A 22190-nucleotide genomic window follows, 5' to 3' on the forward strand; every position below is an offset into this window, starting at 1 on the left:
CAGGCTGATTTCGCAAATTGCTTATTCTTTAATTTCCAAAGGAGAAACACCATGTCCGATCCATTTGAAACCTACCTTGTGGTCGTGAACGACGAGGAACAGTATTCGATCTGGCCCGCCGAGCGTGAGCTGCCCGCAGGTTGGCAGCAGGTGGGGGAGCCGGGCAGCCGGGAGGCCTGTCTGGATCATATCGAGGAGGTCTGGACCGACATGCGGCCCAAGAGCCTGCGGGAGGCGATGACATGACCCGTCCGGCAGCCGGGCCATGCTGAGCCTGATCTCGCTGCCCTGGCGCTCGGTCCGGGTGCCGCCCATCGATATCGGCAGCCTCGCAGCCTATCTGCGGCAAGAGGAACCGGGCTGGGACGTCGATCTGCTCCCCGCATTTCTGGACGGGGCCGAGACCGTCGGAATGGCGCCTTATGAGGCGATCGCGGTAGAGGCGGAGAAGAACTGCCTGGGCGATTGTTTCTTCACGGGGCGGCTGTTTCCCGAGCGAGCAGAGGCGGCAAGGGTGCATTTTCTGGACGCGGTGGGCTGGATGCCCAATGTGGCGGCGGCTTTGCAGGATCTGCCGGTGCCGCTTGACCAGGCCTTTGATCATATCGGGGCTGCGTTGGAGCGGACCCTAATGCAGGTTCTGGACCGTCTGCAGGCGCTGTGGGCACCGCGGGGCAGGGCGCCCGTGGTGGGGTTGACGACCACCTATACGCAGTTGTTTTCCAGCCTATACTTTGCGCGGCTGTTGAAGTCCCGGTTTCCGGGCGCAGTGGTGATCCTGGGTGGCACCAACGTGGGTGCGAAGATGGGGCCGACGATCCTGGCCAGTTTTGAAGAGGTTGATTTCATCGTCCAGGGTGAAGGTGAAGCGGCGCTGCTGGCGCTTTTGCGGGGGCTGCAGCAGGGAAGGATCGCAGACATCCCGGGTGTTCTGTCACGGCAAACCGGCGGGAAACCGGGCCGGTTCACGCAACTGCCAGATCTCGACAGCCTGCCGGTGCCGGAATACGACAGCTACTACGCGCATCCCCTGATCCGCAGCGCGCCGCAATGGGCCAAGGCCATCGCGGTGGAAGCCAGCCGGGGCTGCGTGCACAAATGCAGCTTCTGCTCGGTGCCGACGGAATGGGCTGGCTACCGGTTCAAATCGCCTCAGCGCATCCGGGACGAACTGGCCGCACTTGCAGATCGCTATGGCGTGGCCTGGTTCTATTTCATGGACAACGATCTGCCCGGTCCCAAGATGCGTGCCTTTGCCGATGCCATCGAGGGCGCGCCGGGCAGCTTTCGCTTTGCCATTCCCTTTCGCGCGACGGTCACCCCTTATGAGATCCTGCGCATGCATGATGCCGGGTTGGAGACCGCGCAATTGGGGATCGAAGGCTTCAGCAACGCCTATCTCAAACGTCTCAATAAACGCACCACGGTGATCCATAACCTTCAGGCCATGAAGACCTTCTTTGAGCTGGAGATCGTGAACTACGGCAATCTGCTGGTGGGCTATCCCGGTACCACCCAGGAAGAAGTGGATGACAACCGCCGGATCATTGCCGACTACGCCTATGCCTATCAGACGCTGTTCCTGGCGGTGTTCCAGCTGCACCTTGGGTCAGGCGCCGACCAGCAGCGCGCGGCGCATGGCATCTACAACGTGCGCAATGACGATTATTACGCCACGCTGTTGCCCAATGAGATCAACGCGGGCCTGTGTCTCTACCAACTGAGCTGGGACGAGCGGCAAGAGGGCCCCGATTGGAGCGGTTTGGTGCAGACGTTGGAAACCTGGCGAGAGGTGTCCGAAGGTCGGATTGGCGAGCGCCCTTTCCTGCAATATCATGACCTTGGCCGCAGCCTGGTGATCGAGGATCAGCGCGGCCGCAAACCCCGTCAGCATCGTCTGCAGGGGGCCGAGCGGGATCTTTATCTCTGGTGTTGCCAGATCCGCCACCTGGCCGAATTGCGACGTGCCGGGTTCTTTGCAGAGCAGGAGGATTTGCGCAGCACCCTTTGCAGCCTGGTGGAGCGCAAGCTGATCTACCGCGAGGGGGACCGCTACCTCTCCCTGGCAGTGGCGCCGGATCCACGCGCCGCAGCGCGCCGCATCCGCGCCCAGGAGGTCGCACGTGGGAACAGGGGAACGCCCCAACCGCCGACGATAACGCTGGCCCGGGTTTGACCTAGACCACCGATCTTGAGGGTGCGCCTGTGATGGCTCTGTCCAGTGCAGGGCGGTTCCTACCCTCAACCGGTCACGCGGTCTCATCCACGGGGGCAGTTTGTCCGGGACGGAAGACGTATCGCTGGTAGATGCGGCCGATCCCGATCAAGGCCAGGCCCAGCCCCAGGAAGGAAGCGACCCGGAACAGACCCGTCAGATCGGACATGTCGAAAAGGAAGACCTTCGCCACGGTGATCAGCAGAACCGCCAGGGAGGCATAGCGCAGCGGGACCGACACCCGCAGGATGCCGATTGCCAACAGGCACAGGGCAAAGAGGATCCAGACGGCGGAATAGGCATAGAACTCCAGATTGCTGGGCTGTGTCGTATCGGTCAGGACAATCACCGATCCCCAGAAGGCGCGCCGGGTTTCCAGGGTGATGTAGAGGAACAGCAGCCCCCCGGCTGCCCCGGGAAGAAGCCGTCGCAACCTGTCGGTCAACTGAAATTGCCTGCTGCGGCCAATCACCAGCAGCAGAATGGCCGGGACCAGATAGGCCAGCGCCAGAAGGTTCAGCAGCGGCAGGCGCCCGACCGGTTCACCGGTGAGCAGCGGCGACAGGCTGAGGACCGCGCCAAAGACGATCGTGCCTAGCGCAAGTAGTAACAGCCCCATGCCCGCCGGATAGGGCCAGCGCCGCTGCCCGCGTCGGGCTTCAAAAAGCAGCAGACCGGCGGCCACCAGCCACCAGATCACCTGTACCGACTGGTCGAACAGGGCCCAGTTTGCCGGGGACAGATCACCCGAGGTCCAGAGCTTGAACTGCAGCGCGACCATAAGGAAGGCAAAGCCTGCGGCCGCGATCTCGCACAGGGTGCGGGTCAGATCCGTGGGGCTGCCGCCAAAGAGGCGCGCGGCGACAAGACTGGCCGCCGCCGGCAGCCCATAGCCGTAGATCACCCAGCCAAAGAGGCCAAAGACATCGCCCTCATAGTCCAGGATCATCGGGTTCAGCGCCAGTCGGGCGATCACCACCAGGGTGACCAGCGCGGCGATTGTGCGAAGGGGCTGCAGGCGCACGCGCGTCCAGATCCAGGCCAGCGCCAGCGTTTCAAAACCCAGCGCGACAGTGAGCCAGGCCTCTCGCAGCAGGCAGGTAAAGGCCAGCGCCAGCGCTGCGGTCGCACCTGCCGCAAAAAGGGCCGTGGCAAGGTCGCTGCCGGGGCCATGATCCGCCCATCGCCCCGTTCGCACGGCAGCGGCCACGGCCAGAAGGGCCAGGGCGCCGCCAATCAGGGCCCAGGCGACATCGGTCTCCAGCCCGCCGATCCGCCAATAGCCGATCACGAAGAACAGCAGTGGCATCAGGTTGGCAATCCCGGCCCAGACGGCCTTGCTGCGCCCCCAGCGCATGCCGATAAATCCGCCAACTCCAAACAGCGCGGCAAAGGTCCACAAGGCATGGGCATAGACCCGGTACTCAGGCGGGACCAGGAAGGGGCCGAAGCCGCGATCCGGCAGATCCTGTGCGGCGATGGCCGGGGTCACCTCCACTGGTGTCGGCCAGAGCAGGACCGCCGCCAGGGTGATGGTGGCCGAGGCCAGCAACAGGCTTTCCAGCGCCGCGCGGCGTGTCGCCATCAGGAGCGCGGCCGCCCCGTAGGCACCGATGAAGGCAAAACCCGCCCCGTTGAAGCCAGTCGCTGCCGCAACAGCTAATAGCAGCAGACCTGATAGCGCAAAGCCAAGCCCGGATGTATCGGCCAGCATCTTGACCGCCCATCGCCACAGGGGCGTTTCGGGCCGTTTGATCGGCAGTCCGGTCGAGAGCAGCGCAAACAGCAGCGCCAGGCCAAGGGCATAGCTGCTCAACACGCCCTGATCTCCAAGTGTCCAGCTGCCCTCCAGCCACAGAACCGGCCACACAAGGGCACCGGTCAAGGCCAGGTAAGAAAACCACCACCATTTGCGCCAGACCATCACCAGTAGGCATCCGGCAGTCAGCACAAAGAGGTAGAGAAACAGCGGCATCGCCTGCGGTACCGGCGTATCCACGAGGGCGGGCACCAGATACCCGGCAACTAGCCCCAGCAGCGCCACAAAAGGTCCCTGGCGCAGAGAGAGCAGCAAAGCGGCATAGGAGGTCAGCGCCAGGGCGACAAAGCCGGTGGTCGGCGTCAGCAGTCCGAAAATGCCATGGGCCGCATATAGCGACACAAACACCGCAAAGATGCCCGATCCGGACAGGGCCGGGGGCACGTAATCCGGGTTCACCGCCCGCTCTACCGCCTTGACCGGATTGCGCATGGCCCATTCGCCAGCCGCCAGCAATGCCCCCCCGAGCAGCAGGCCCAGGATCACCCGTGTCATCGGCGTCAGCCAGCCCTGATCGACCGCATAGCGGAACAGGAACACCGCGCTGAGCGCAACAGCGATGGCCCCCACCCAGATTAGCCATTGCGAGGCCAGGGTTTCCTCCAGGCTGCGGCCAGGAACATCCACGGGGTCTTCGGGGGGCTGTGACCGGGTGATGCCCCAAGGCGTATTGCCACCTGCCGGTGTCCGAGAAGTTTCTTCTGCTGCTGGACCTTCGGACTGTGCCTCTGCGGCAGGCACGGCCTCGCGCCTCTGTTCCTGCTGGTCCGACATTTCGGCGTCTTCTGTCGCAGCGTCGATGTGATCGGCAGCAGGCTTGACCACGGTCTGTTCTGTGTCTGGCTGCATCCTGGCGGGTGGGCTGCCTGTTCCAAGTGCGAGTTCGTCAAGCGCCTCTGAGAGCCGACGTTCCAGCGCGTCCAGTCGGTCTTCTTGTTTGCGTAGCAAAATACGCAGATAGATCGGGGCCGCGATAATGAAAACAATGATAAGGAGAATGATCAAAGGAAATACAGTCATGAAGACACCCTTTCACCTCATGCGCTTGCAGGCAATAGCTCTGCTGGGCGGCCAAATCGGTATGCTCTTGCCGCCAAGACCGTGCCGCGCGGATTTGCTCTTGCACATCCTGCGCAAGCGGTGTTTTGGCCTCTGCTTGTCAGCTTCTGCATGCTATTGGAGGGGCGGGGAAACAACCGGGGAAGCAACGAGGTGCGCCAAGTGTCTGACATTGCGAGAAACGACCTGAGACGGCACGCACGCCTTAGTGTCGCACCGATGATGGACTGGACCGATCGCCATTGTCGCTACCTGCATCGCCTGCTGAGCCAGGAGACCCTTCTATATACGGAAATGGTAACGGCCCCGGCGCTGGTGCGCGGGGGGGCGTTGCATCTGCTGGACCACAGCCCCGAGGAACATCCGGTGGCCCTGCAATTGGGCGGATCCGAACCGGGGGAGTTGGCCGAGGCTGCGCGGCTGGGGGCCGAGGCTGGCTATGATGAGATCAACCTCAACTGCGGCTGTCCCAGCGACCGGGTGCAATCGGGGGCCTTTGGCGCGGTGCTGATGAAGACGCCGGAGCTGGTGGCCGACTGCGTGGCGGCCATGGCAGAGGCGGTCGCGGTTGAAGTTACTGTCAAATGCCGTATCGGTGTGGACGATCAGCAACCCGAAGAGGTGTTGCCCGGTTTTCTGGAGAAGATCCGCGCGGCGGGTTGTCAGCGGGTGACGGTGCATGCGCGCAAGGCCTGGCTGCAGGGGCTGTCGCCCAAGGAAAATCGCGATATCCCGCCGCTGGATTACGACCTGGTGCACCGGATGAAGGTGGAATTCCCGGATCTGCATATCTCGATCAATGGCGGTATCGCCTCGCTGGAGGCCGCACAGGCGCATCTGGATCAGGGGTTGGATGGTGTGATGATCGGCCGTGCCGCCTATCATCAGCCTGCCGATATCCTATCTGCCGCCGACCCGGTGATCTATGGCTGTGGAGAGGTGCGCGATGCGGTGGCGGTGGTTCACCGGATGCTGCCCTATATCGAAGCTCATCTGAGTGCCGGTGCACGGCTGCACCAGATCACCCGGCACATGCTGGGGCTGTTTGCCGGGCGTCCCGGCGCGCGCGCCTGGCGGCGCATCCTGTCGGAAGGGGCCAACCGCCCCGGGGCGGGGCCGGACCTGGTGCTGGAGGCCTTGGCTCAGGTTTCGGACCGCTCTGCGGCCTGATCAGCTCTGTGTGTTTTTCTGCGCGTTTTGCTGTATCCGGGCCGCGCGCCCTCCGCGGCGTTTCTTGAGAAGAGAGGCGCGGTCCGGCAGCTCTTCCATCACTGTGGCGCGTGCCTCGGGTGACATCTTCGACCAGCGGGTGATTTCATCGATGGAGCGATAGCAGCCGGTGCAGATGCGGGCCTCCGGGTGGACCACGCAGAGTTTGATGCAGGGCGACTGGATTTCCTGCCGCATCCAGATCTTGTCCGTGGGGTGGTCAGCCATTGTTCAAATGCCTCATGCGGTCCAGCGCTCCCTGCAGGATATAGGAGGCTGCCACGTGATCGATCACCTCGGAACGGCGTTTGCGAGACGTATCCGCCTCGAGCAGCGCCTTTTCGGCGGCGACCGTGCTGAGGCGTTCGTCCCAGAACCCGATCGGCAGATCGGTCAGCCGGGCCATGTTACGGGCAAAGGCACGGGTGGATTGGCAACGCGGTCCTTCACTGCCGTCCATGTTGCGGGGCAGGCCCAAAAGGATGCCGCCCACATCGCGGTCCTTGATGATCTTCAGGAGCCGCGCGCTGTCGAGGGTGAATTTCTTGCGCCGCACGGTTTCCAGCGGGGTGGCAACCGCGCCGATACGATCGGAAACCGCAACGCCGATGGTCTTGTCCCCCAGATCCAGTCCGATCAGGGCCGTAAACCCGGGCAGGGCGGCGGCGAAATCTTCGAAACTCTCATGGATCATTCGGCGACCCCGGCCTGACGGGCAGCGGCGGTGATCAGCTCCAGCGCGGCGCTGTCCCCCGTGAAGGTCTGTTGCGCCTCCTGGTAGATGGCGCGGGCCTGTTCTGTATCGCCAAGAACCCCCAGCGCGCCGATGAGGCGAGCCCATTCCTGCACCGTGCCGCCTTCGGTCGCAAGCCGGTCCGACAGCCGCGCGACCATGCCGCGCACCATCTCGGCGCGGTCCTCATCACTCATGGCGGCGGCATTTTCCACGTCGGCCGCATCGGGGCCGGGCAGGGCACCGGCAAGGGGCGGTTTCCCTTGCGGCGTGATCGGTTGGTATTCGACCCCGGCGCGGAAGGCCATGTCCTCGATCTGCCGCTGGATGCCATCGACCCAAGGATCGCCTGGTGCGCTGGTCCGCAGGGTCTCGGCCCAGATCTGATAGGCGCGGTCCGGGCGGTCCAGCTGACCCTGCATCAGCCCGTAGTAATAACGCGCCGCCCCGTTTTCGGAGTCACGCTTCAGGGTCTGGACCAGCGCGGCCTCTGCCTCGGGGGAGACATAGCCACCGGTGGCCATGATCATCAGCTCGGCCAACTCGCCGAAATCGCTGGCCCCCACCGCGCCGGACATGAGCTCGATGAACCGGGCCTTGGCCTGATGGGCGGCGGTGAAATTGCCCAAGTTCGCCTCGTGCTGCGCCAGCAGCGCATGGCCCTGAGCGTCATCGGGGCGTTTGGCCACGGTCTGGCGCAGTTGTTCGACCAGTTGGCGGTAGCTGTCTTCCACTTCGGGCGCCGGGAACGGGGGCACCTGGGCTTCGGCCTCTGCCTGAGAGGGGCGGTTTTCGGCGCGTTCCTCTGCCATGGCGATACGGGTCTTGAGCGCCAGATCGCCATAGCCAGGCGCGCCGAGGTTGGCATAAAGCGCCAGGGTGCCGCCGCAGAGTGCCAGCACCAGGATCAGCGCCATGCCGCGGGACAGGCCCGCAGGCTGATTGGCGCCGCCGCCGTCCTTTTGCAATTGCGCATCGGCAGCCAGAATGCGGCGCGACACCTCGGTGCGGATGCGGCCCGCGTCGGCTTCATTGATGACACCGCGCGCCAGATCCTTGTCCACGTCGCGCAATTGCTGGCGATAGACGCGCAGGTCATAAGCCGCGGGCGGTTCACCCATATCGCGGCTGCGCAGCAGAACCAATGCCATCAATCCGGCAACGGCCAGGGCCATAAAGGCGGTCAGGATCCAGAAAACCATGCTCACTCCGATGTTTCACCCCCATCTATATCTCCAGTGCCCGCGAAAAAAGGCCTAACTGCTGCGTCACCCTGTCTGCACCCTGTCTGCGCCTGGATCTTGCCAGGATGTCTCTGGGGATTTCCGATGATCGGTGATGTCGCATCTATACAGAAATGCGACGATAAACGGCACCGCTCCGTGCCTGCCCTCGGGCATACCAAGAGAAGACGGGAACCAGTGGATTCGCTCATGAAACGCTATTCAGCCTTTGCTGTCGCGCGGGAGGCCCTGCGCTATCACACCGGATGGGAACGCGCCTGGCGCAATCCTGCGCCGAAACGCCAGTATGACGTGATCATCGTTGGCGCCGGCGGACACGGCCTTGCGACGGCCTATTACCTGGGCAAGAATTTTGGCATCACCAATGTGGCGGTGCTGGAAAAGGGCTGGCTGGGCGGCGGCAACACCGGGCGCAACACCACCATCATCCGCTCGAACTACCTGCAGGATCCGTCTGCGGCGATCTATGAAAAGGCGCGGTCCCTTTATGAGGATATGAGCCAGGATCTGAACTACAACGTGATGTTCTCCCCGCGCGGTGTCATCATGCTGGCCCAGACCGAGCACGAGGTGCGCGGCTACAAGCGCACCGCCCATGCCAATGCCCTGCAAGGGGTCTCGACCGAGTGGATCGAACCTGCCCGCGTCAAGGAGCTGGTGCCGATCATCAACCTGGCCGGTCCCCGCTATCCCGTGCTGGGCGGTCTTTGGCAGGAGCGCGGCGGCACCGCGCGCCATGATGCGGTGGCCTGGGGCTATGCGCGGGCCTGTTCGGCTATGGGGATGGACATCATCCAGCAATGCGAAGTCACCGGTGTGCGCAGCGAAGGCGGCCGCGTCATCGGTGTCGATACCACCAAGGGCGCCATCGATTGCGACAAGCTGGGCATGGTGGTTGCGGGCAACTGTTCGCACCTCAGCCAAATGGCCGGTTTCCGCCTGCCGGTGGAAAGCGTCGCGCTGCAGGCGCTGGTTTCCGAGCCGATCAAGCCTTGCATGGATGTGGTCGTCATGGCCAATACCGTGCACGGCTACATGAGCCAGTCCGACAAGGGCGAAATGGTGATCGGCGGCGGCACCGACGGGTTCAACAACTACACCCAGCGCGGATCCTTCCACCATATCGAGGAAACCGTGCGCGCCCTGATCGAGACCTTCCCGATGGTCTCGCGCCTCAAGATGCTGCGCCAATGGGGCGGGATCGTTGACGTGACCGGCGACCGTTCACCCATCATCTCGAAAACCCCGGTGCAGAACTGTTTTGTGAACGCAGGCTGGGGCACCGGCGGCTTCAAGGCCATTCCGGGGTCCGGCTGGGCCATGGCCGAGCTGATGGCGACCGGCCATTCACCACTGGCCGAAGAGTTCTCGATGATGCGTTTCAAGGAAGGCAAGTTCATTGATGAGAGCGTCGCTGCGGGGGTGGCGCATTGATGGCGTTGGCGATCCTTCCGACCAATGCGACGCAAAGCGTCGCATCGCGCCCGACCCGCCCCCATGGGCGGGCGCGTTCCGCCCCCGCCCTCGGTCCGGGCGCTGTAGACCAGATCAAACCGGAGCATGGCCCATGCTAATCCTTGAATGCCCCTATTGCGGCGTCAAAGCCGAGGAAACCGAACTCCACGCCGGTGGCGAGGCGCATCTGAAACGCTTTGGTCCCGGCTCCTCGGATGATGAGTTTCACGACTACCTCTTCATGCGGGAAAACCCCAAGGGCGTGCATTTCGAACGCTGGCGGCATGTGACCGGCTGCGGCAAGTGGTTCCACGCGGCCCGCTGTACCATGACGCTTGAGGTCTTCGGCACCTACACGGCGCAGACCAGCGCGCCGCCGCAGGAGATCCGCGATGCGATCACCGCCAAACGCCCCGGCTGGAGCTGGAGGGAGTTCGAATGATCCGCCGCCCAACCCCATCTGTCGCCGTCTTTTGCAAAAGGTCCGCAGCATGAGCACCCGTCTTGCCACTCAGGGGCGCCTGATCGACCGCTCCAAACCCATCGAGTTCACCTTCAACGGCACGCGCATGACGGGCTATGCCGGGGATACGCTGGCCTCGGCCCTTTTGGCCAATGATCAGCTCTTGGTGGGCCGCTCGTTCAAGTATCACCGTCCGCGTGGGCTGGTGGCTTCGGGCGCGGAAGAACCTAATGCGCTTGTTGGTCTTGGCACGGGCGACCGGTTTGAACCCAACCAGCGCGCCACCACGACCGAGCTGTTCTCGGGCCTCAGCGCCCAGTCGCAGAACCACTGGCCAAGCCTTGAATTCGACGTGGGCGTGGTCAACAACAAGCTGGCGCGCTTCCTGCCTGCCGGTTTCTACTACAAGATGTTCATCCACCCCAAACCCTTCTGGAAACACGTCTACGAGCCGATCATCCGCAAATCCGCGGGTCTGGGGCAGGCGCCGGACCGGGAGCTGAAGGATGCCGACACTTACGAGCATTTCTATTACTTCTGCGATGTGCTGGTGATTGGCGGCGGTGTGGCCGGCCTGCAGGCGGCGCTGGTGGCGGCAAAATCGGGCGCCAAGGTGCTGGTGCTGGAGCAGAACGCCCATTGGGGCGGGCGTGCGCCGGTCGACGGCGGCACCATTGATGGCGACTACCCCGAGGCCTGGGTGGAACAGACCCTGGCCGAACTGTCAGCGATGGAGAACGTCACCCTGCGCAACCGTTGCATGGGGGCGGGCGTCTACGATCACGGCTATGCGCTCGGGTACGAGCGGTTGACCGATCACGCGCCGGGGCAGGGTGGCCCGCGCCATCGTATGTGGCGGATCCGTGCAAAACAGATCGTCACCGCAACCGGCGCGATCGAACGGCCCCTGTCCTTTGCGGGCAATGATGTGCCGGGCGTGATGTTGGCTGCGGCCATGCGCGACTATGTGGTGAACTGGGGCGCAACGCCGGGTAAACGCGTGCTGGTCGCTACCAACAACGACGATGCCTATCGCACCGCGCTGACACTCCACGCAGCCGGGATCGAGGTCGTGCGGGTGCTGGACACCCGTGAAACCGGCGGCGGTGCTCTGATGGAAGAGGTGCGCGCCCTGGGGATCCGCGTCGAATGCGGACGCGGCATTGCCAAGGTCAAGGACGGCAAATGCGTCACCAGGGTCGCGATCTGCGCCCAGAACGGCCAGGGCGGCGCCCAGGAAGAGGTAGAGGCCGACGCCGTCGCCATGTCCGGCGGCTGGTCGCCGGTTGTGCACCTGTGGTCCCATTGCGGCGGCAAGCTGACCTGGGATGACGCTCAGGCGCATTTCCGCCCCGATCCCGCGCGTCCTCCGCTGGGGGCTGACGGGGCCGGTTTCGTGGTTGCAGCCGGGTCTGCGAATGGTCCGCTGGGGCTTGGCGCGGTCCTGAGCGACGCTGCCGAGGCAGGCGCAAAGGCCGCCGCGGCCGCAGGGTTCAAAGCCGAAGCCAAACCCGCAGCCGGCGTGGCGCAGGACGAGGCGCCGATGCAGCCGGTCTGGCTGATGCCCGCCCGCGCCGAGATAGACCTGCGCATGAAGGCCTGGCTGGATTTCCAGAATGACGTGAAGGTCTCGGACGTGCAACTGGCGGCGCGCGAAGGTTTTGAAAGTGTCGAGCACACCAAACGCTACACCACGCTGGGCATGGCGACGGATCAGGGGAAACTCAGCAATATCAACGGTCTTGCGGTGCTTGCCGATAGTCTGGGTTCCGAAATTCCGCAGGTGGGTACCACCACCTTCCGGCCGCCCTATCACCCCATTTCCATGGGCGCAATCGGCGGAGAGGCGCGGGGCGAGATCTTCCAGCCGCTGCGCAAGACCCCGATGCACGACTGGCACGATGCCAATGGTGCGGATTGGGAGCCGGTGGGCCACTGGCGCCGCCCCTATGCCTTTGTCCGCGCGGGCGAAAGCGTGAAGGAGGCGGTGAGCCGTGAAATCCTGAACACTCGCCAGAATGTGGGTCTCCTGGATGCCTCGACCCTGGGCAAGCTGATCGTCAAGGGGCCGGATGCCGGGCGTTTCCTCGACATGATGTACACCAACATGATGTCGACCCTGAAAGTGGGCAAATGCCGCTATGGTCTGATGTGCAGCGAGAATGGCTTCCTGTCCGACGATGGCGTTGTCGCCCGCATCGACGAGGAAACCTGGCTCTGCCACACCACCACCGGCGGTGCGGACCGTATCCACGCCCATATGGAGGAATGGCTGCAGACCGAATGGTGGGACTGGAAGGTCTATGTCGCCAATGTGACCGAGCAGCTGGCACAGGTCGCCGTGGTCGGCCCCAAGGCGCGGATGCTGCTGGAAAAGCTGAACGCTGAGGCGGGCGGCGGCATGGATGTCTCCAAAGAGGCGCTGCCCTTCATGGAATGGAAGGACGGAGAGATCGGCGGTTTCAAATGCCGCGCCTACCGGATCTCCTTCTCTGGTGAACTGTCCTATGAAATCGCGGTGCCTGCCTCGCAGGGTCAGGCCTTCTGGGATGCGCTGATGGCCGCTGGCGCGGAATTCGGCGTCATGCCCTATGGCACCGAATGTCTGCACGTGATGCGCGCCGAAAAGGGCTTCATCATGATCGGGGACGAAACCGATGGCACCGTGATCCCGCAGGATCTGGGGCTGAATTGGGCGATTTCCAAGAAGAAGGAAGACTTCATCGGCAAACGCGCGCAACAGCGCAGCCATATGGTCGATCCCGACCGCTGGCAGCTGGTGGGGCTGGAAACCTTGGATGGCGCCGTGCTGCCGGATGGTGCCTATGCGGTGGGCAGCGGTGTCAACGCCAATGGGCAGAAGAACACCATTGGCCGGGTGACCTCGACCTATCATTCGCCGACTCTGGGCAAGGGGATTGCCATGGGGCTGGTCAAACACGGACCAAAACGCATGGGCGAGGTGATCGAATTCCCCGGCACCGATGGCACCGTCTACAAGGCAAAGATCGTCGATCCGGTCTTCTACGACAAGGAAGGGGAGAAGCAGAATGTCTGATCCGTTGAGCGCCCTGCCGGGCGCCCGCTATGCCGGGCTTGCCACCATCGAGGAATCCGGGCTGCAGGGCATGATCACCCTGCGTGGCGATCTGTCCTCCAAGACCTTGCAAAAGGCGGTGAAGGCCGCAACCGGTGCCGATGTTCCGAGTCAACGCCAGATCGCAGTGGCCACAGGCGGCGCGGCCGCCTGGATGTCGCCGGATGAATTGTTGCTGCTGGTACCTTATGACGAGGTGGAGCAAACAACCTCCACGCTGGCCGAGGCGCTGTCAGGTGAACACGCGCTGGCGGTCAATGTCTCGGATGCGCGGGCTTTGTTTTCCCTGTCGGGCGCTGGCGCGCGTGAGGTTCTGGGCAAGATCTGTCCGGTGGATTTCGATCCTGCCGCCTTTGCCCCCGGTGATTTCCGCCGCACCCGCATGGCCCAGGTCGCCGCCGCCTTTTGGCTGGATGAGGCGGAGACCTTCCACATCGTCTGTTTCCGCTCGGTTTCCCAGTATGTCTTCAACCTTTTGAAGACTTCGGCGCATCCGCAATCAAGGGTTGGCGTCTACGGCTGAGGTGACTTTAGGGTTGTGTGAGTTGCCGTGATTTTATAGCGTGCCCGAACCTAAGGGCACGTCTTTGCTAGTTTTGTCGGTGTTCGTTGCCTGCTCTTGGAAGCTGGTATGTAATTGAACAGACAAGATATTCGAATGAGCAAGAAAATCCTGGCGGCCGCGATCGCGCTGATCGCGCTGCCCCTTGCAGCGAAAGCTGCGCCCATCGCCTATGAATGCGATTTCAAATCCTACACGGCTTATGGTGGTATTCCGCCGAAGTCGATCTTCGTGGTGGATGCTGTCGGGGGCACGGCCATGGTCTATGATGGCTATATCCACAAAGTCTTCAAAGCCCCGATCGCTGCGGATTTTGAAGAATTGGGGGCTCATAAGTACAGGCTGAAGTGGACCTTGAAGGGCTTTCCCTTGCGCGGAAACACATCGGACAGCGCCAGCTATTCCGTGCGCCTGGATACAGCGAGGACCACCGCAAATATCCAGATGAACCTTCACGGCGACGATGCCGACCGGCGCGGAACAGGGTCCTGCAAGCGGATCAAGTGAACGGTTCGGCAGCGCGGCGCATTATTTGAACAGGAAGGTCGGGAACTGGGTCAGGGCACGCGGTCTGGTGAGGGCGTCAAAGCCTGCCTCTGCGCCATTGTCCGGGTGGCACTCCCCATAAAATGACAGAAGATCCGCCAACTCGGCCATCCGGGCGTTGCGGGTCTCTTCGGGCAGGAAAGGCGCGTGGGTAGAGAGATAGAGCGCGGGGCGTTGCTCTTTCAGCCAGGAGATCATCTGCGGCAGCACATCGAATTCGGCGCCTTCGATATCGAGTTTCACCAGGGATACCCGTGACAGGTCGGCCTGAGCCTCGAAATCCTGCCAGCCGATGGTCATCACATCCGAGCCATGCGCCCCGTCATTGAGGAGGCTCGACATGCTGTCACCCGCCTCACCGCCGAAGGAAGCCATGCGCGCCAGGCCAAAGCCATCACTGATGGCCACTGAGAAGGCAGAGACGTTGTCGATGCGGTTCAGCTCAAGGTTCCAGGCCAGATGGCGAAAGGCGGTCGGGTCAGGCTCGAAACACATAACCCGACGTGCCTTATGCGCGCCGTATAGAACCGTGGGGCCGATCCAGGCGCCGATGTCCAGATAGTCATGATCCTTGTCCAGATGCGCATCCAGCACTGCAAAGGTCTCGGGCTCCCATTGCCCGGCGGAGGCCTTGCGCCAGAACTTGGAATGATAGGGATCCAGCCGGAAGGGCACACCGTTCAACTGGCCCGAATAATAGCCACGCAGGCGGTAGCAGGCTTTGCGTGCACGGATCCAGGCCTCTGCAATCATTTTGGTCTCCCCAATTGGCGCACATAGACCTTGCGGGCATTTGGCGCGGATTTGTTACCTTGGCCCTTGACCTGCCGGGGGCTGCGCCGCATGTATCTGCACAGGAACGCAACAAAATTTGACAGGGGTCCGATATGGCTTTTGAACTTCCCGATCTTCCTTATGCACATGATGCGCTGGCTTCCAAGGGCATGTCCGCGGAAACCCTGGAATACCACCACGACCTGCACCACAAGGCCTATGTGGACAACGGCAACAAGCTGATCGCCGGCACCGAGTGGGAGGGCAAGACCCTCGAAGAGATCATTGTCGGCACCTACGACAAATCCGCCGTGGCCCAGAACGGCATCTTCAACAACATCTCGCAGCTGTGGAACCACAACCAGTTCTGGGAGATGATGGGCCCGGGCGAGAGCGCAATGCCCGGCGAGCTGGAAAAGGCTCTGGCCGAAAGCTTCGGCTCGGTCGATGAGTTCAAATCGCAGTTCTCCGCCGCGGGCGCAGGTCAGTTCGGCTCTGGCTGGGCCTGGCTGGTGAAAAACGCTGATGGCTCGCTGGCCGTCACCAAGACCGAAAACGGCGTGAACCCCTTGTGCTTTGGCCAGACCGCACTTCTGGGTTGCGACGTGTGGGAACACTCCTACTACATCGACTTCCGCAACAAGCGCCCGGCCTACCTGACCAACTTCCTCGACAACCTGGTCAACTGGGAAAACGTCGCTTCGCGCATGTGAGCGCTGCACATCCCCAAGGGATGGAGAGATCAGAACCCGCGCCACAACCGGTGCGGGTTTTTTCTTGTGCATTTGATACGCATCAAGGCCCGGTGACCGCGTCTGAGTGTCTTCTGACAGGCAGAGGGAAAGGAGAGCCGATGTTGAGATTGCCAAAAGGACTTTGGATCCTGGTTGCAGATGGCCAGAAGGCCCTGTTCCTGGAGAATGTCAGTGACACCACCGATGCGGATTTGCGGGTGATGCGGGTCGATGAGATCGACAACCCCGCGACTGCGGCGCAGGGAAGCGATGCGCCGGGACGGTTCAGCGGCGACTCGGGGGCCGCGCGGGGGGCGGTGGAGCCAGCGGATTGGCACCAGATGGGTGAAGATCACTTTGCCGCCGGAGTAGCAGCGCTGGTGAACAAATGGGTGGCGGCGGGTGCCTGTTCGTCCCTTGCGGTCATCGCGCCGCCCAAGGCGCTGGGTGCGCTCCGCAGCGAACTGAGTGACAAGGCTCAGAAGCTTGTGATGCTGGAACTGGCGAAGGATCTGACCAACCATCCGGTGCCCGAGATCGCCGCTGCGCTGAAGTCAGCGCTTGCACCCGCCTGACCCGGCCAGGTTTGAAAGGCCACTGCGGACCTCTTTGAAAGAGGTCCGGCTGGACGTCTGGCGGCTCAGAGGGCGGTCAACTGCGCCAGGGCCTCTTCCGCCGTGTCGACCCAGGTCAGATAGTCCTGAACGGCGGCATCCGCGAATTCCTGCGCAACCACGTGATCCAGAAGATCGCGCAGCTTGTCCCAGTATCCATCGGTATTGATCACGAAGATGGGTTTCTGGTGCAGGCCCAACTGGCGCCAGGTCAGCACTTCGAACAATTCGTCCAGGGATCCCGGTCCGCCGGGCAGAACCACCACCGCATCGGCATTGTAGAGCATGACCTTCTTGCGCTCGTGCATGGTCTCGGTGACCACATAGGTGGTGAGATCCGATTTGCCGACCTCGCGCCGCTCCAGATGCACGGGGATCACGCCAAAGGTTTCACCCCCCGCGGCCTGCGCCGCACGTGCCACGGAGCCCATCAGGCCGACGTCTCCGGCACCGTAAACCAGCCGCAAACTGTGTTCTGCCAGCCCTTTTCCCAGACGCTCGGCGGCTGCGGCATAGCTGGGCATTGCCCCAAAACGGGATCCGCAATACACACAGACGGATTTTATGCTCATGGGATGACCTTTCATCAGGGTTTCATCGGCAAACAGCCATGCTGTTTTGACCCCAGATACCCCCATTGTTAGGTTGGCTCAACCAAGCGAGAGAGAACATCTCGTTCAAGGGAAGGAACACAATGGCGCAGACATCTGGAACTGGGGGCATCAGCTCTCTGGCAATAGGGGGTATTGCCGCTGTTGTCGTGATCGTTGGAGGTGTGGTCCTGGTGCAGCTTGGCGTGTTCGAGGGGGAGGATCCCTCCGAAGGTCAGGCGCTGCGTCCTAACAGCCAGGCGGAGGTCGCGCTTTCGCCTGCAACGGGACGGCCGGTGGTGGTGCCAGGAACGGATGCTGCTCAGGCCGAAGCGGCTGATGGGGAGCAAAGCTCCGGCGCAGCGACAAGTGCAGGGACAGATGGCGTATCCGACCCGGGCGAAGACAGTGCCGAGGCGCCCGATGTGGCACCCGCCGCGTCCGAGGCCGCTGAGCCGACAGAGGCCGCAAAGGCTGAGACCGCAGCGACTGAGACCGCCGCACCCGAACCTGAAGCTGAACCGTCGGCCGAGGCACCGCAAGAGGCGGGCGCGGATGTCCAGACTGCCGGGACCGCAGCAGAGCCTCAGGATACCGCCCAGGAGGGGCAGACCGACACGCAGGCCGCGGATCCTGAAGACAGCCAGCCCGTGACAGAGACCGTGACCGCGCTGGCGCCGCCGCAGCTGGACCTGGTGCGTGTTGATCCCGATGGCGCCGTGGTGATCGCCGGGCGGGCCGTGCCTGGTGCAGCGATCTCGGTGCTGCTGGACGGAACGGTACTGGAACAGGCTTCGGCTCAAGGCAGCGGTGAATTCGTGATCTTCGCCAGTATCCTGCCCAGCCAGCAACCGCGGGTGATTTCCCTCTTGGCCCGCCTGGGTGAGCAGGAGGCCGCATCGCTGGATCAGTTCATCCTTGCACCAGCCGCCCCCGTGCCTGCGCCAGCCCCTGTGCCGGATGTCGCCGAAGCGCCGGTCTCCCAGCCCGAAACCGTGGCAGAGACCAGCACGGAGCTTGCCTCGGCTGCCGTTGAGACCGCCGGGGAAGAGGGGGGGACCGTCTCTGCACCGGAGCAGGAAACGCAAGTCGAACCGGTCCAGACCGCACAGGCGAGCCCCGAGCAGACCTCCGATACGGGGGACGCACAGGAGACCGCACCACCGGTAGAGGCCGATGCCGACGGACCCGCGCAACCGTCAGAGGGAGCCACGGAACAGACCAGCACGGAACAGATCGCCCTCAATACCACCGAGAGCGATACGGCCGAGACAGCACCGGATGCAGAGCAGAATATGGGGTCGAATACAGCGCCGAATAAAGCGCCGACAACCAGCACCGCTCAGAGCCAGGGTGAAGAGGTGGTCCGGGCTGAAACCGAACCGGCTCCCGAACCGCAGGCCACATCCGTGGCCGTGCTGCGCGCCGGTGCGGATGGGGTCGAACTGGTCCAGCCTGCGGCCCCGGTCCTGGGCGGTAAGGTGGCGCTGGACACCATCAGCTATTCCGACAGTGGCGACGTGGTGCTGGCAGGCCGGGCGCGCGCGGGTGCGCTGGTGCGCGCCTATGTGAACAATGCTTTGGCGGGCGAAATGCCGGTGGGCGAAGACAGCCGCTGGGGAGGCGCCCTGGTCGGCATCGATCCGGGGATCTACACGCTGCGCCTGGATGAGGTGGACGCAGCGGATGGCGCGGTGCTCAGCCGCCTGGAAACCCCCTTCAAACGCGAGGCACCCGAGGTGCTGCAACCGCCAGCGCAGGCGCCGGGCACGGCTCCGGATCAGCCGGTGCCGCTGGTGCGGGCCGTCACCGTCCAGAAGGGCGATACGCTCTGGGCGATCTCGCAGGAACGCTATGGCAGCGGCTTCCTTTACGTGCGGGTGTTTGAGGCCAATCAGGACGCGATCCGCGATCCCGACCTGATTTATCCGGGGCAGGTGTTCAATCTGCCCGAGTAGATCGGAACGGCGCAAGCCACGACACACAGGGCCGCGCTCCTCTTGTGGGGGCGCGGTTTTTTCTTTTCCCACCTCGCATTCCCGCGATCACGGGGCTATCTGTGCCTCTAGCGCCAGTCACAGCTAGCGGTCAGGAACTTCATGAGACGCAATCCCACCACCATCGGCAGCATCTCCGCCGAAGAGCGGCGTTCCAGCCTGCGCACCCTGCGCAAGGTCACCCCCTACCTATGGCCCAGCGGCAAGACGGGCGTGAAAACCCGCGTCGTGGTGGCGCTTGCGGTGCTGGTGCTGGCCAAACTGGTCGCGGTCTACACCCCTGTCCTTTACAAGGGGGCAGTGGATGCGCTGGCGGGTGACGGTGTGTCGCCGCTGGCCTTGGGGGCGGTGGGGCTGACCGTGGCCTATGGCGTGGCGCGGGTTCTGACCATCGGCTTTCAACAGCTGCGCGATGCGGTCTTTGCTCCGGTGGCACAAGGGGCCTTGCGCTCCCTTGCGCTGGAGACCTTCCGTCATATCCATCACCTGTCGATGCGCTATCACATCACCCGCAAGACCGGCGGCCTGTCGCGGATCATCGAGCGGGGCGTCAAGGGGGTCGAGTTCCTCCTGCGCTTCTTGCTGTTCTCGATCGGGCCATTGGTGCTGGAACTGGCGCTGGTGGCCGTCATCCTGACGGTTCTCTTTGATGCGCGCTATCTGCTGGCGGTGGGGGTGACCATCGGGCTTTATGTCTGGTTCACCCTCGCGGTGACCGAATGGCGGGTGAAGCTGCGGCGCGAGATGAACACCCAGGATACCGACGCCAATCAAAAGGCGATCGACAGCCTGCTGAACTTTGAAACCGTGAAATACTTCGGTGCCGAAGAGCGCGAGGCCGCGCGTTACGATGTTGCCATGCGTGCCTATGCCCAAGCCGCGCTGAAGACGGCCTATTCGCTGGCCTTCCTGAACTTTGGCCAGAGCCTGATCATCACCGCCGGTCTGGTCGCAGTCATGGTCATGGCCGCCATTGGCGTGCAGGACGGCAGCCTCAGCGTTGGCGATTTTGTCATGGTCAACGCCTATATGATCCAGATTACCGTGCCCTTGAACTTCCTTGGGTCGGTCTACCGTGAAATCCGCCAGAGCCTGGTGGACATGGGAGAGATGTTCGATCTGCTGGAGCAGCCCGCCGACGTGACCGACCGCCCAGGCGCGCAGGATCTGAAGGTCAGCGCAGGGCATATCCAGCTCAAAGATCTGCGCTTTGGCTATGATCCGGCGCGGGAAATCCTGAAGGGGATCACCCTGGATGCACAGCCCGGGCAGACCGTTGCCATTGTCGGCTCTACCGGGTCGGGGAAATCCACCATCGGGCGGTTGTTGTTCCGCTTCTATGACGTCACCAGCGGCGCGCTGATGATCGACGGGCAGGACGTGCGGGATGTGACCCAGGCCAGCCTGCATGCGGCGATCGGCGTGGTGCCGCAGGATACGGTGCTGTTCAACGACACCATCCGCTACAACATTGCCTACGGGCGCGACGCGGCAACCCAGGAAGAGGTCGAGGAGGCCGCGCGCGCCGCGCAGATCCATGATTTCATCCTCAGCCTTCCCGAGGGCTATGACACCCAGGTGGGAGAGCGGGGGCTGAAACTCTCGGGCGGTGAAAAGCAGCGGGTCGGCATCGCCCGCACCCTGTTGAAGGACCCTCCGATCCTCTTGCTGGACGAGGCCACCTCGGCGCTGGATACCGATACCGAACGCGAGATCAAGGAGGCCCTGGCGCGGGCCGGGCAGGGGCGCACCGTGATCACCATCGCGCATCGCCTGTCCACCGTGGCCGAAGCCGATCAGATCGTGGTCCTGGAACAGGGCGAAATCTGCGAAGCGGGCACTCATGAGGAGCTGTTGCGCAACCAGGGCCGGTATGCCCACCTGTGGCAGGGGCAGCAGGCGGAACAGAACCTGGCCTAGGGCGCGGAGGCCGGGATAGCCCAGGGGAGGCAGCGACATGGATCTGAATGCGGCGCTCTACCTGCTGGCCTGTTTGGTGCCGCTATTGACCGTGCCGCCGCTCTTGCGGCACGAGGCCTGGTGGGTGCGAGGATTTGAGTTTCCCGCTGTGCAGATCGCAAGTCTCACCTTTGTCGTGCTGCTGCTGTTCATTTGGGGCATTGGCTGGCAGACAGGTTGGGACAGGGCGGTGATCCTGGCTCTGGCGGTCAGCCTCGCCATCCAGATGAGGCGCGTTCTGCCCTATTCCATGCTGTTTCCGCACCAGATCCAGACGGCGCGGCAATCCCGGCCCAAGGATCAGCTGAACCTCCTTGTGGCCAATGTTCTGATGACCAATCGCGATGCGCGGCCTTTGCTGGACCTTGTCGAAAGACAGGCGCCGGATCTGCTGTTGACGCTGGAGACGGACGACTGGTGGCAGCAGCAGCTTGCGGGGATCGAGGAGAGCTATCCGTTCGTCGTGAAATGCCCCTTGGACAATCTTTACGGCATGCATCTTTATTCCCGGCTGGAACTGGCCGGGGCGGATATCGCCTATCTGGTGGAAGAGGGCGTGCCGTCGATCCATGCCGATGTCATCCTGCGCTCCGGTGCGCGCGTGCGCCTGCATTGCCTGCACCCGGCGCCGCCCAGCCCGACGGAAAACGCAACCTCCGCCGAGCGCGACGGGGAGCTGCTGCGCGTGGCGCGGGATGTGGATCCGGGTGCCGGGCCGGTGGTGGTCATGGGCGATCTCAACGATGTGGCCTGGTCCCCCTCAACCCGGTTGTTTCAGAAGGTGAGCGGCCTTTTGGATCCGCGCATCGGGCGGGGTCTGTTCAGCACCTTTCACGCGGGCTATCCGCTGTTGCGCTGGCCTCTGGATCACGTCTTTTGTTCGGGAGACTTCACGCTGGTGCGGATCGCGCGGTTGGCGCACATCGGTTCGGATCATTTCCCGCTCCAGGTGGTGTTGCAGCACACCCCGGGCGCCCGCGCGTTGCAGCCGGAACCCGAAGCCAGCCCCCAGGAGGCCGAGCGCGCCGAGGAAAAGATCGCGCAGGTGGGGGCCGGACCAACACCCCTGTAAAGAAAAGGCCCCACCGTGGCGGGGCCTTGTTGAGGATATGGACGCGGA

The 22190-nt window shown here is 63.2% G+C and carries 19 protein-coding genes; 13 read left to right on the forward strand and 6 right to left on the reverse strand.

Translation table 11 applies throughout. From position 1 onward, the window contains the following. Window positions 1–51 precede the first annotated feature (51 nt). Both PXK07_RS09410 and PXK07_RS09415 read left to right on the forward strand, forming a co-directional pair. Window positions 52–246: an MbtH family protein gene (locus PXK07_RS09410; protein WP_274847968.1), complete on the forward strand. Its 195-nt coding sequence runs from the start codon at window positions 52–54 to the stop codon at window positions 244–246. A gap of 19 nt (window positions 247–265) precedes the next feature. Then, a complete protein-coding gene (locus tag PXK07_RS09415) occupies window positions 266–2176 on the forward strand; it encodes a RiPP maturation radical SAM C-methyltransferase (RefSeq protein ID WP_274847969.1) in 1911 nt (636 codons plus the stop codon). Window positions 2177–2249: 73 nt separating this feature from the next. Here the strand turns inward: PXK07_RS09415 and PXK07_RS09420 are convergent, their stop codons facing one another. After that, window positions 2250–4883, reverse strand: a complete 2634-nt coding sequence (locus PXK07_RS09420) for a DUF2339 domain-containing protein (protein ID WP_274847970.1) — start codon at window positions 4881–4883, stop codon at window positions 2250–2252. Between the two features lie 381 nt (window positions 4884–5264). Between PXK07_RS09420 and dusA the strand changes: the two genes are divergently transcribed. After that, window positions 5265–6263 carry a tRNA dihydrouridine(20/20a) synthase DusA gene (gene dusA, locus PXK07_RS09425; protein WP_274848000.1) on the forward strand — a complete coding sequence of 333 codons (999 nt, stop codon included), beginning with the start codon at window positions 5265–5267 and terminating at the stop codon, window positions 6261–6263. On the opposite strand, the gene PXK07_RS09430 is transcribed toward dusA, so the two are convergent. Genes PXK07_RS09430 through ccmI form a run of 3 tightly spaced genes read right to left on the reverse strand, consistent with a single transcriptional unit; the run spans window position 6264 to window position 8237 of the window. Further along, window positions 6264–6530, reverse strand: coding sequence for a DUF1289 domain-containing protein (locus PXK07_RS09430; protein WP_274847971.1), 267 nt, complete (start codon window positions 6528–6530; stop codon window positions 6264–6266). Then, window positions 6523–6996 (reverse strand): Holliday junction resolvase RuvX, encoded by a 474-nt coding sequence (gene ruvX, locus PXK07_RS09435; protein WP_274847972.1) that lies wholly within the window; start codon window positions 6994–6996, stop codon window positions 6523–6525. The genes PXK07_RS09430 and ruvX overlap by 8 nt, the downstream gene beginning before the upstream one ends. After that, on the reverse strand, window positions 6993–8237 hold the full coding sequence (gene ccmI / locus PXK07_RS09440) for a c-type cytochrome biogenesis protein CcmI (protein WP_274847973.1): 1245 nt from the start codon (window positions 8235–8237) through the stop codon (window positions 6993–6995). Before ccmI ends, ruvX begins: the two co-directional genes overlap by 4 nt. A gap of 231 nt (window positions 8238–8468) precedes the next feature. Between ccmI and PXK07_RS09445 the strand changes: the two genes are divergently transcribed. The 5 genes from PXK07_RS09445 to PXK07_RS09465 all read left to right on the forward strand — a co-directional run bounded on the left by PXK07_RS09445 (window position 8469) and on the right by PXK07_RS09465 (window position 14363). Next, window positions 8469–9713, forward strand: a complete 1245-nt coding sequence (locus PXK07_RS09445) for a sarcosine oxidase subunit beta family protein (RefSeq protein ID WP_274847974.1) — start codon at window positions 8469–8471, stop codon at window positions 9711–9713. Between the two features lie 133 nt (window positions 9714–9846). Next, window positions 9847–10176 carry a sarcosine oxidase subunit delta gene (locus tag PXK07_RS09450; protein WP_274847975.1) on the forward strand — a complete coding sequence of 110 codons (330 nt, stop codon included), beginning with the start codon at window positions 9847–9849 and terminating at the stop codon, window positions 10174–10176. Between the two features lie 49 nt (window positions 10177–10225). Beyond that, window positions 10226–13255 carry a sarcosine oxidase subunit alpha family protein gene (locus PXK07_RS09455; RefSeq protein ID WP_274847976.1) on the forward strand — a complete coding sequence of 1010 codons (3030 nt, stop codon included), beginning with the start codon at window positions 10226–10228 and terminating at the stop codon, window positions 13253–13255. Then, window positions 13248–13817: a sarcosine oxidase subunit gamma gene (locus PXK07_RS09460; RefSeq protein ID WP_274847977.1), complete on the forward strand. Its 570-nt coding sequence runs from the start codon at window positions 13248–13250 to the stop codon at window positions 13815–13817. Before PXK07_RS09455 ends, PXK07_RS09460 begins: the two co-directional genes overlap by 8 nt. A gap of 135 nt (window positions 13818–13952) precedes the next feature. Beyond that, window positions 13953–14363 (forward strand): hypothetical protein, encoded by a 411-nt coding sequence (locus PXK07_RS09465; protein ID WP_274847978.1) that lies wholly within the window; start codon window positions 13953–13955, stop codon window positions 14361–14363. Window positions 14364–14384: 21 nt separating this feature from the next. Here PXK07_RS09465 and PXK07_RS09470 read toward each other — a convergent pair whose 3' ends face one another. Continuing rightward, complete coding sequence (locus PXK07_RS09470; protein ID WP_274847979.1) at window positions 14385–15155, reverse strand: FkbM family methyltransferase; 771 nt, start codon at window positions 15153–15155, stop codon at window positions 14385–14387. 134 nt (window positions 15156–15289) lie between these two features. Between PXK07_RS09470 and PXK07_RS09475 the strand changes: the two genes are divergently transcribed. Beyond that, complete coding sequence (locus PXK07_RS09475) at window positions 15290–15889, forward strand: superoxide dismutase (protein ID WP_274847980.1); 600 nt, start codon at window positions 15290–15292, stop codon at window positions 15887–15889. A gap of 140 nt (window positions 15890–16029) precedes the next feature. After that, a complete protein-coding gene (locus PXK07_RS09480) occupies window positions 16030–16485 on the forward strand; it encodes a host attachment family protein (protein WP_274847981.1) in 456 nt (151 codons plus the stop codon). Window positions 16486–16550: 65 nt separating this feature from the next. On the opposite strand, the gene PXK07_RS09485 is transcribed toward PXK07_RS09480, so the two are convergent. Further along, window positions 16551–17096 (reverse strand): LOG family protein, encoded by a 546-nt coding sequence (locus PXK07_RS09485; RefSeq protein ID WP_274847982.1) that lies wholly within the window; start codon window positions 17094–17096, stop codon window positions 16551–16553. Between the two features lie 122 nt (window positions 17097–17218). On the opposite strand from PXK07_RS09485, the gene PXK07_RS09490 reads away from it, so the two are divergent. From PXK07_RS09490 to PXK07_RS09500, 3 genes are all read left to right on the forward strand, one after another. Next, complete coding sequence (locus PXK07_RS09490; RefSeq protein ID WP_274847983.1) at window positions 17219–19072, forward strand: LysM peptidoglycan-binding domain-containing protein; 1854 nt, start codon at window positions 17219–17221, stop codon at window positions 19070–19072. Window positions 19073–19213: 141 nt separating this feature from the next. Continuing rightward, on the forward strand, window positions 19214–21031 hold the full coding sequence (locus PXK07_RS09495) for an ABCB family ABC transporter ATP-binding protein/permease (RefSeq protein WP_274847984.1): 1818 nt from the start codon (window positions 19214–19216) through the stop codon (window positions 21029–21031). Between the two features lie 37 nt (window positions 21032–21068). Next, on the forward strand, window positions 21069–22142 hold the full coding sequence (locus PXK07_RS09500) for an endonuclease/exonuclease/phosphatase family protein (RefSeq protein WP_274847985.1): 1074 nt from the start codon (window positions 21069–21071) through the stop codon (window positions 22140–22142). Window positions 22143–22190 lie beyond the last annotated feature (48 nt).

Origin of the sequence: Phaeobacter sp. QD34_24, from assembly GCF_028890115.1 — a bacterium.
Classification (GTDB): domain Bacteria; phylum Pseudomonadota; class Alphaproteobacteria; order Rhodobacterales; family Rhodobacteraceae; genus Phycobacter.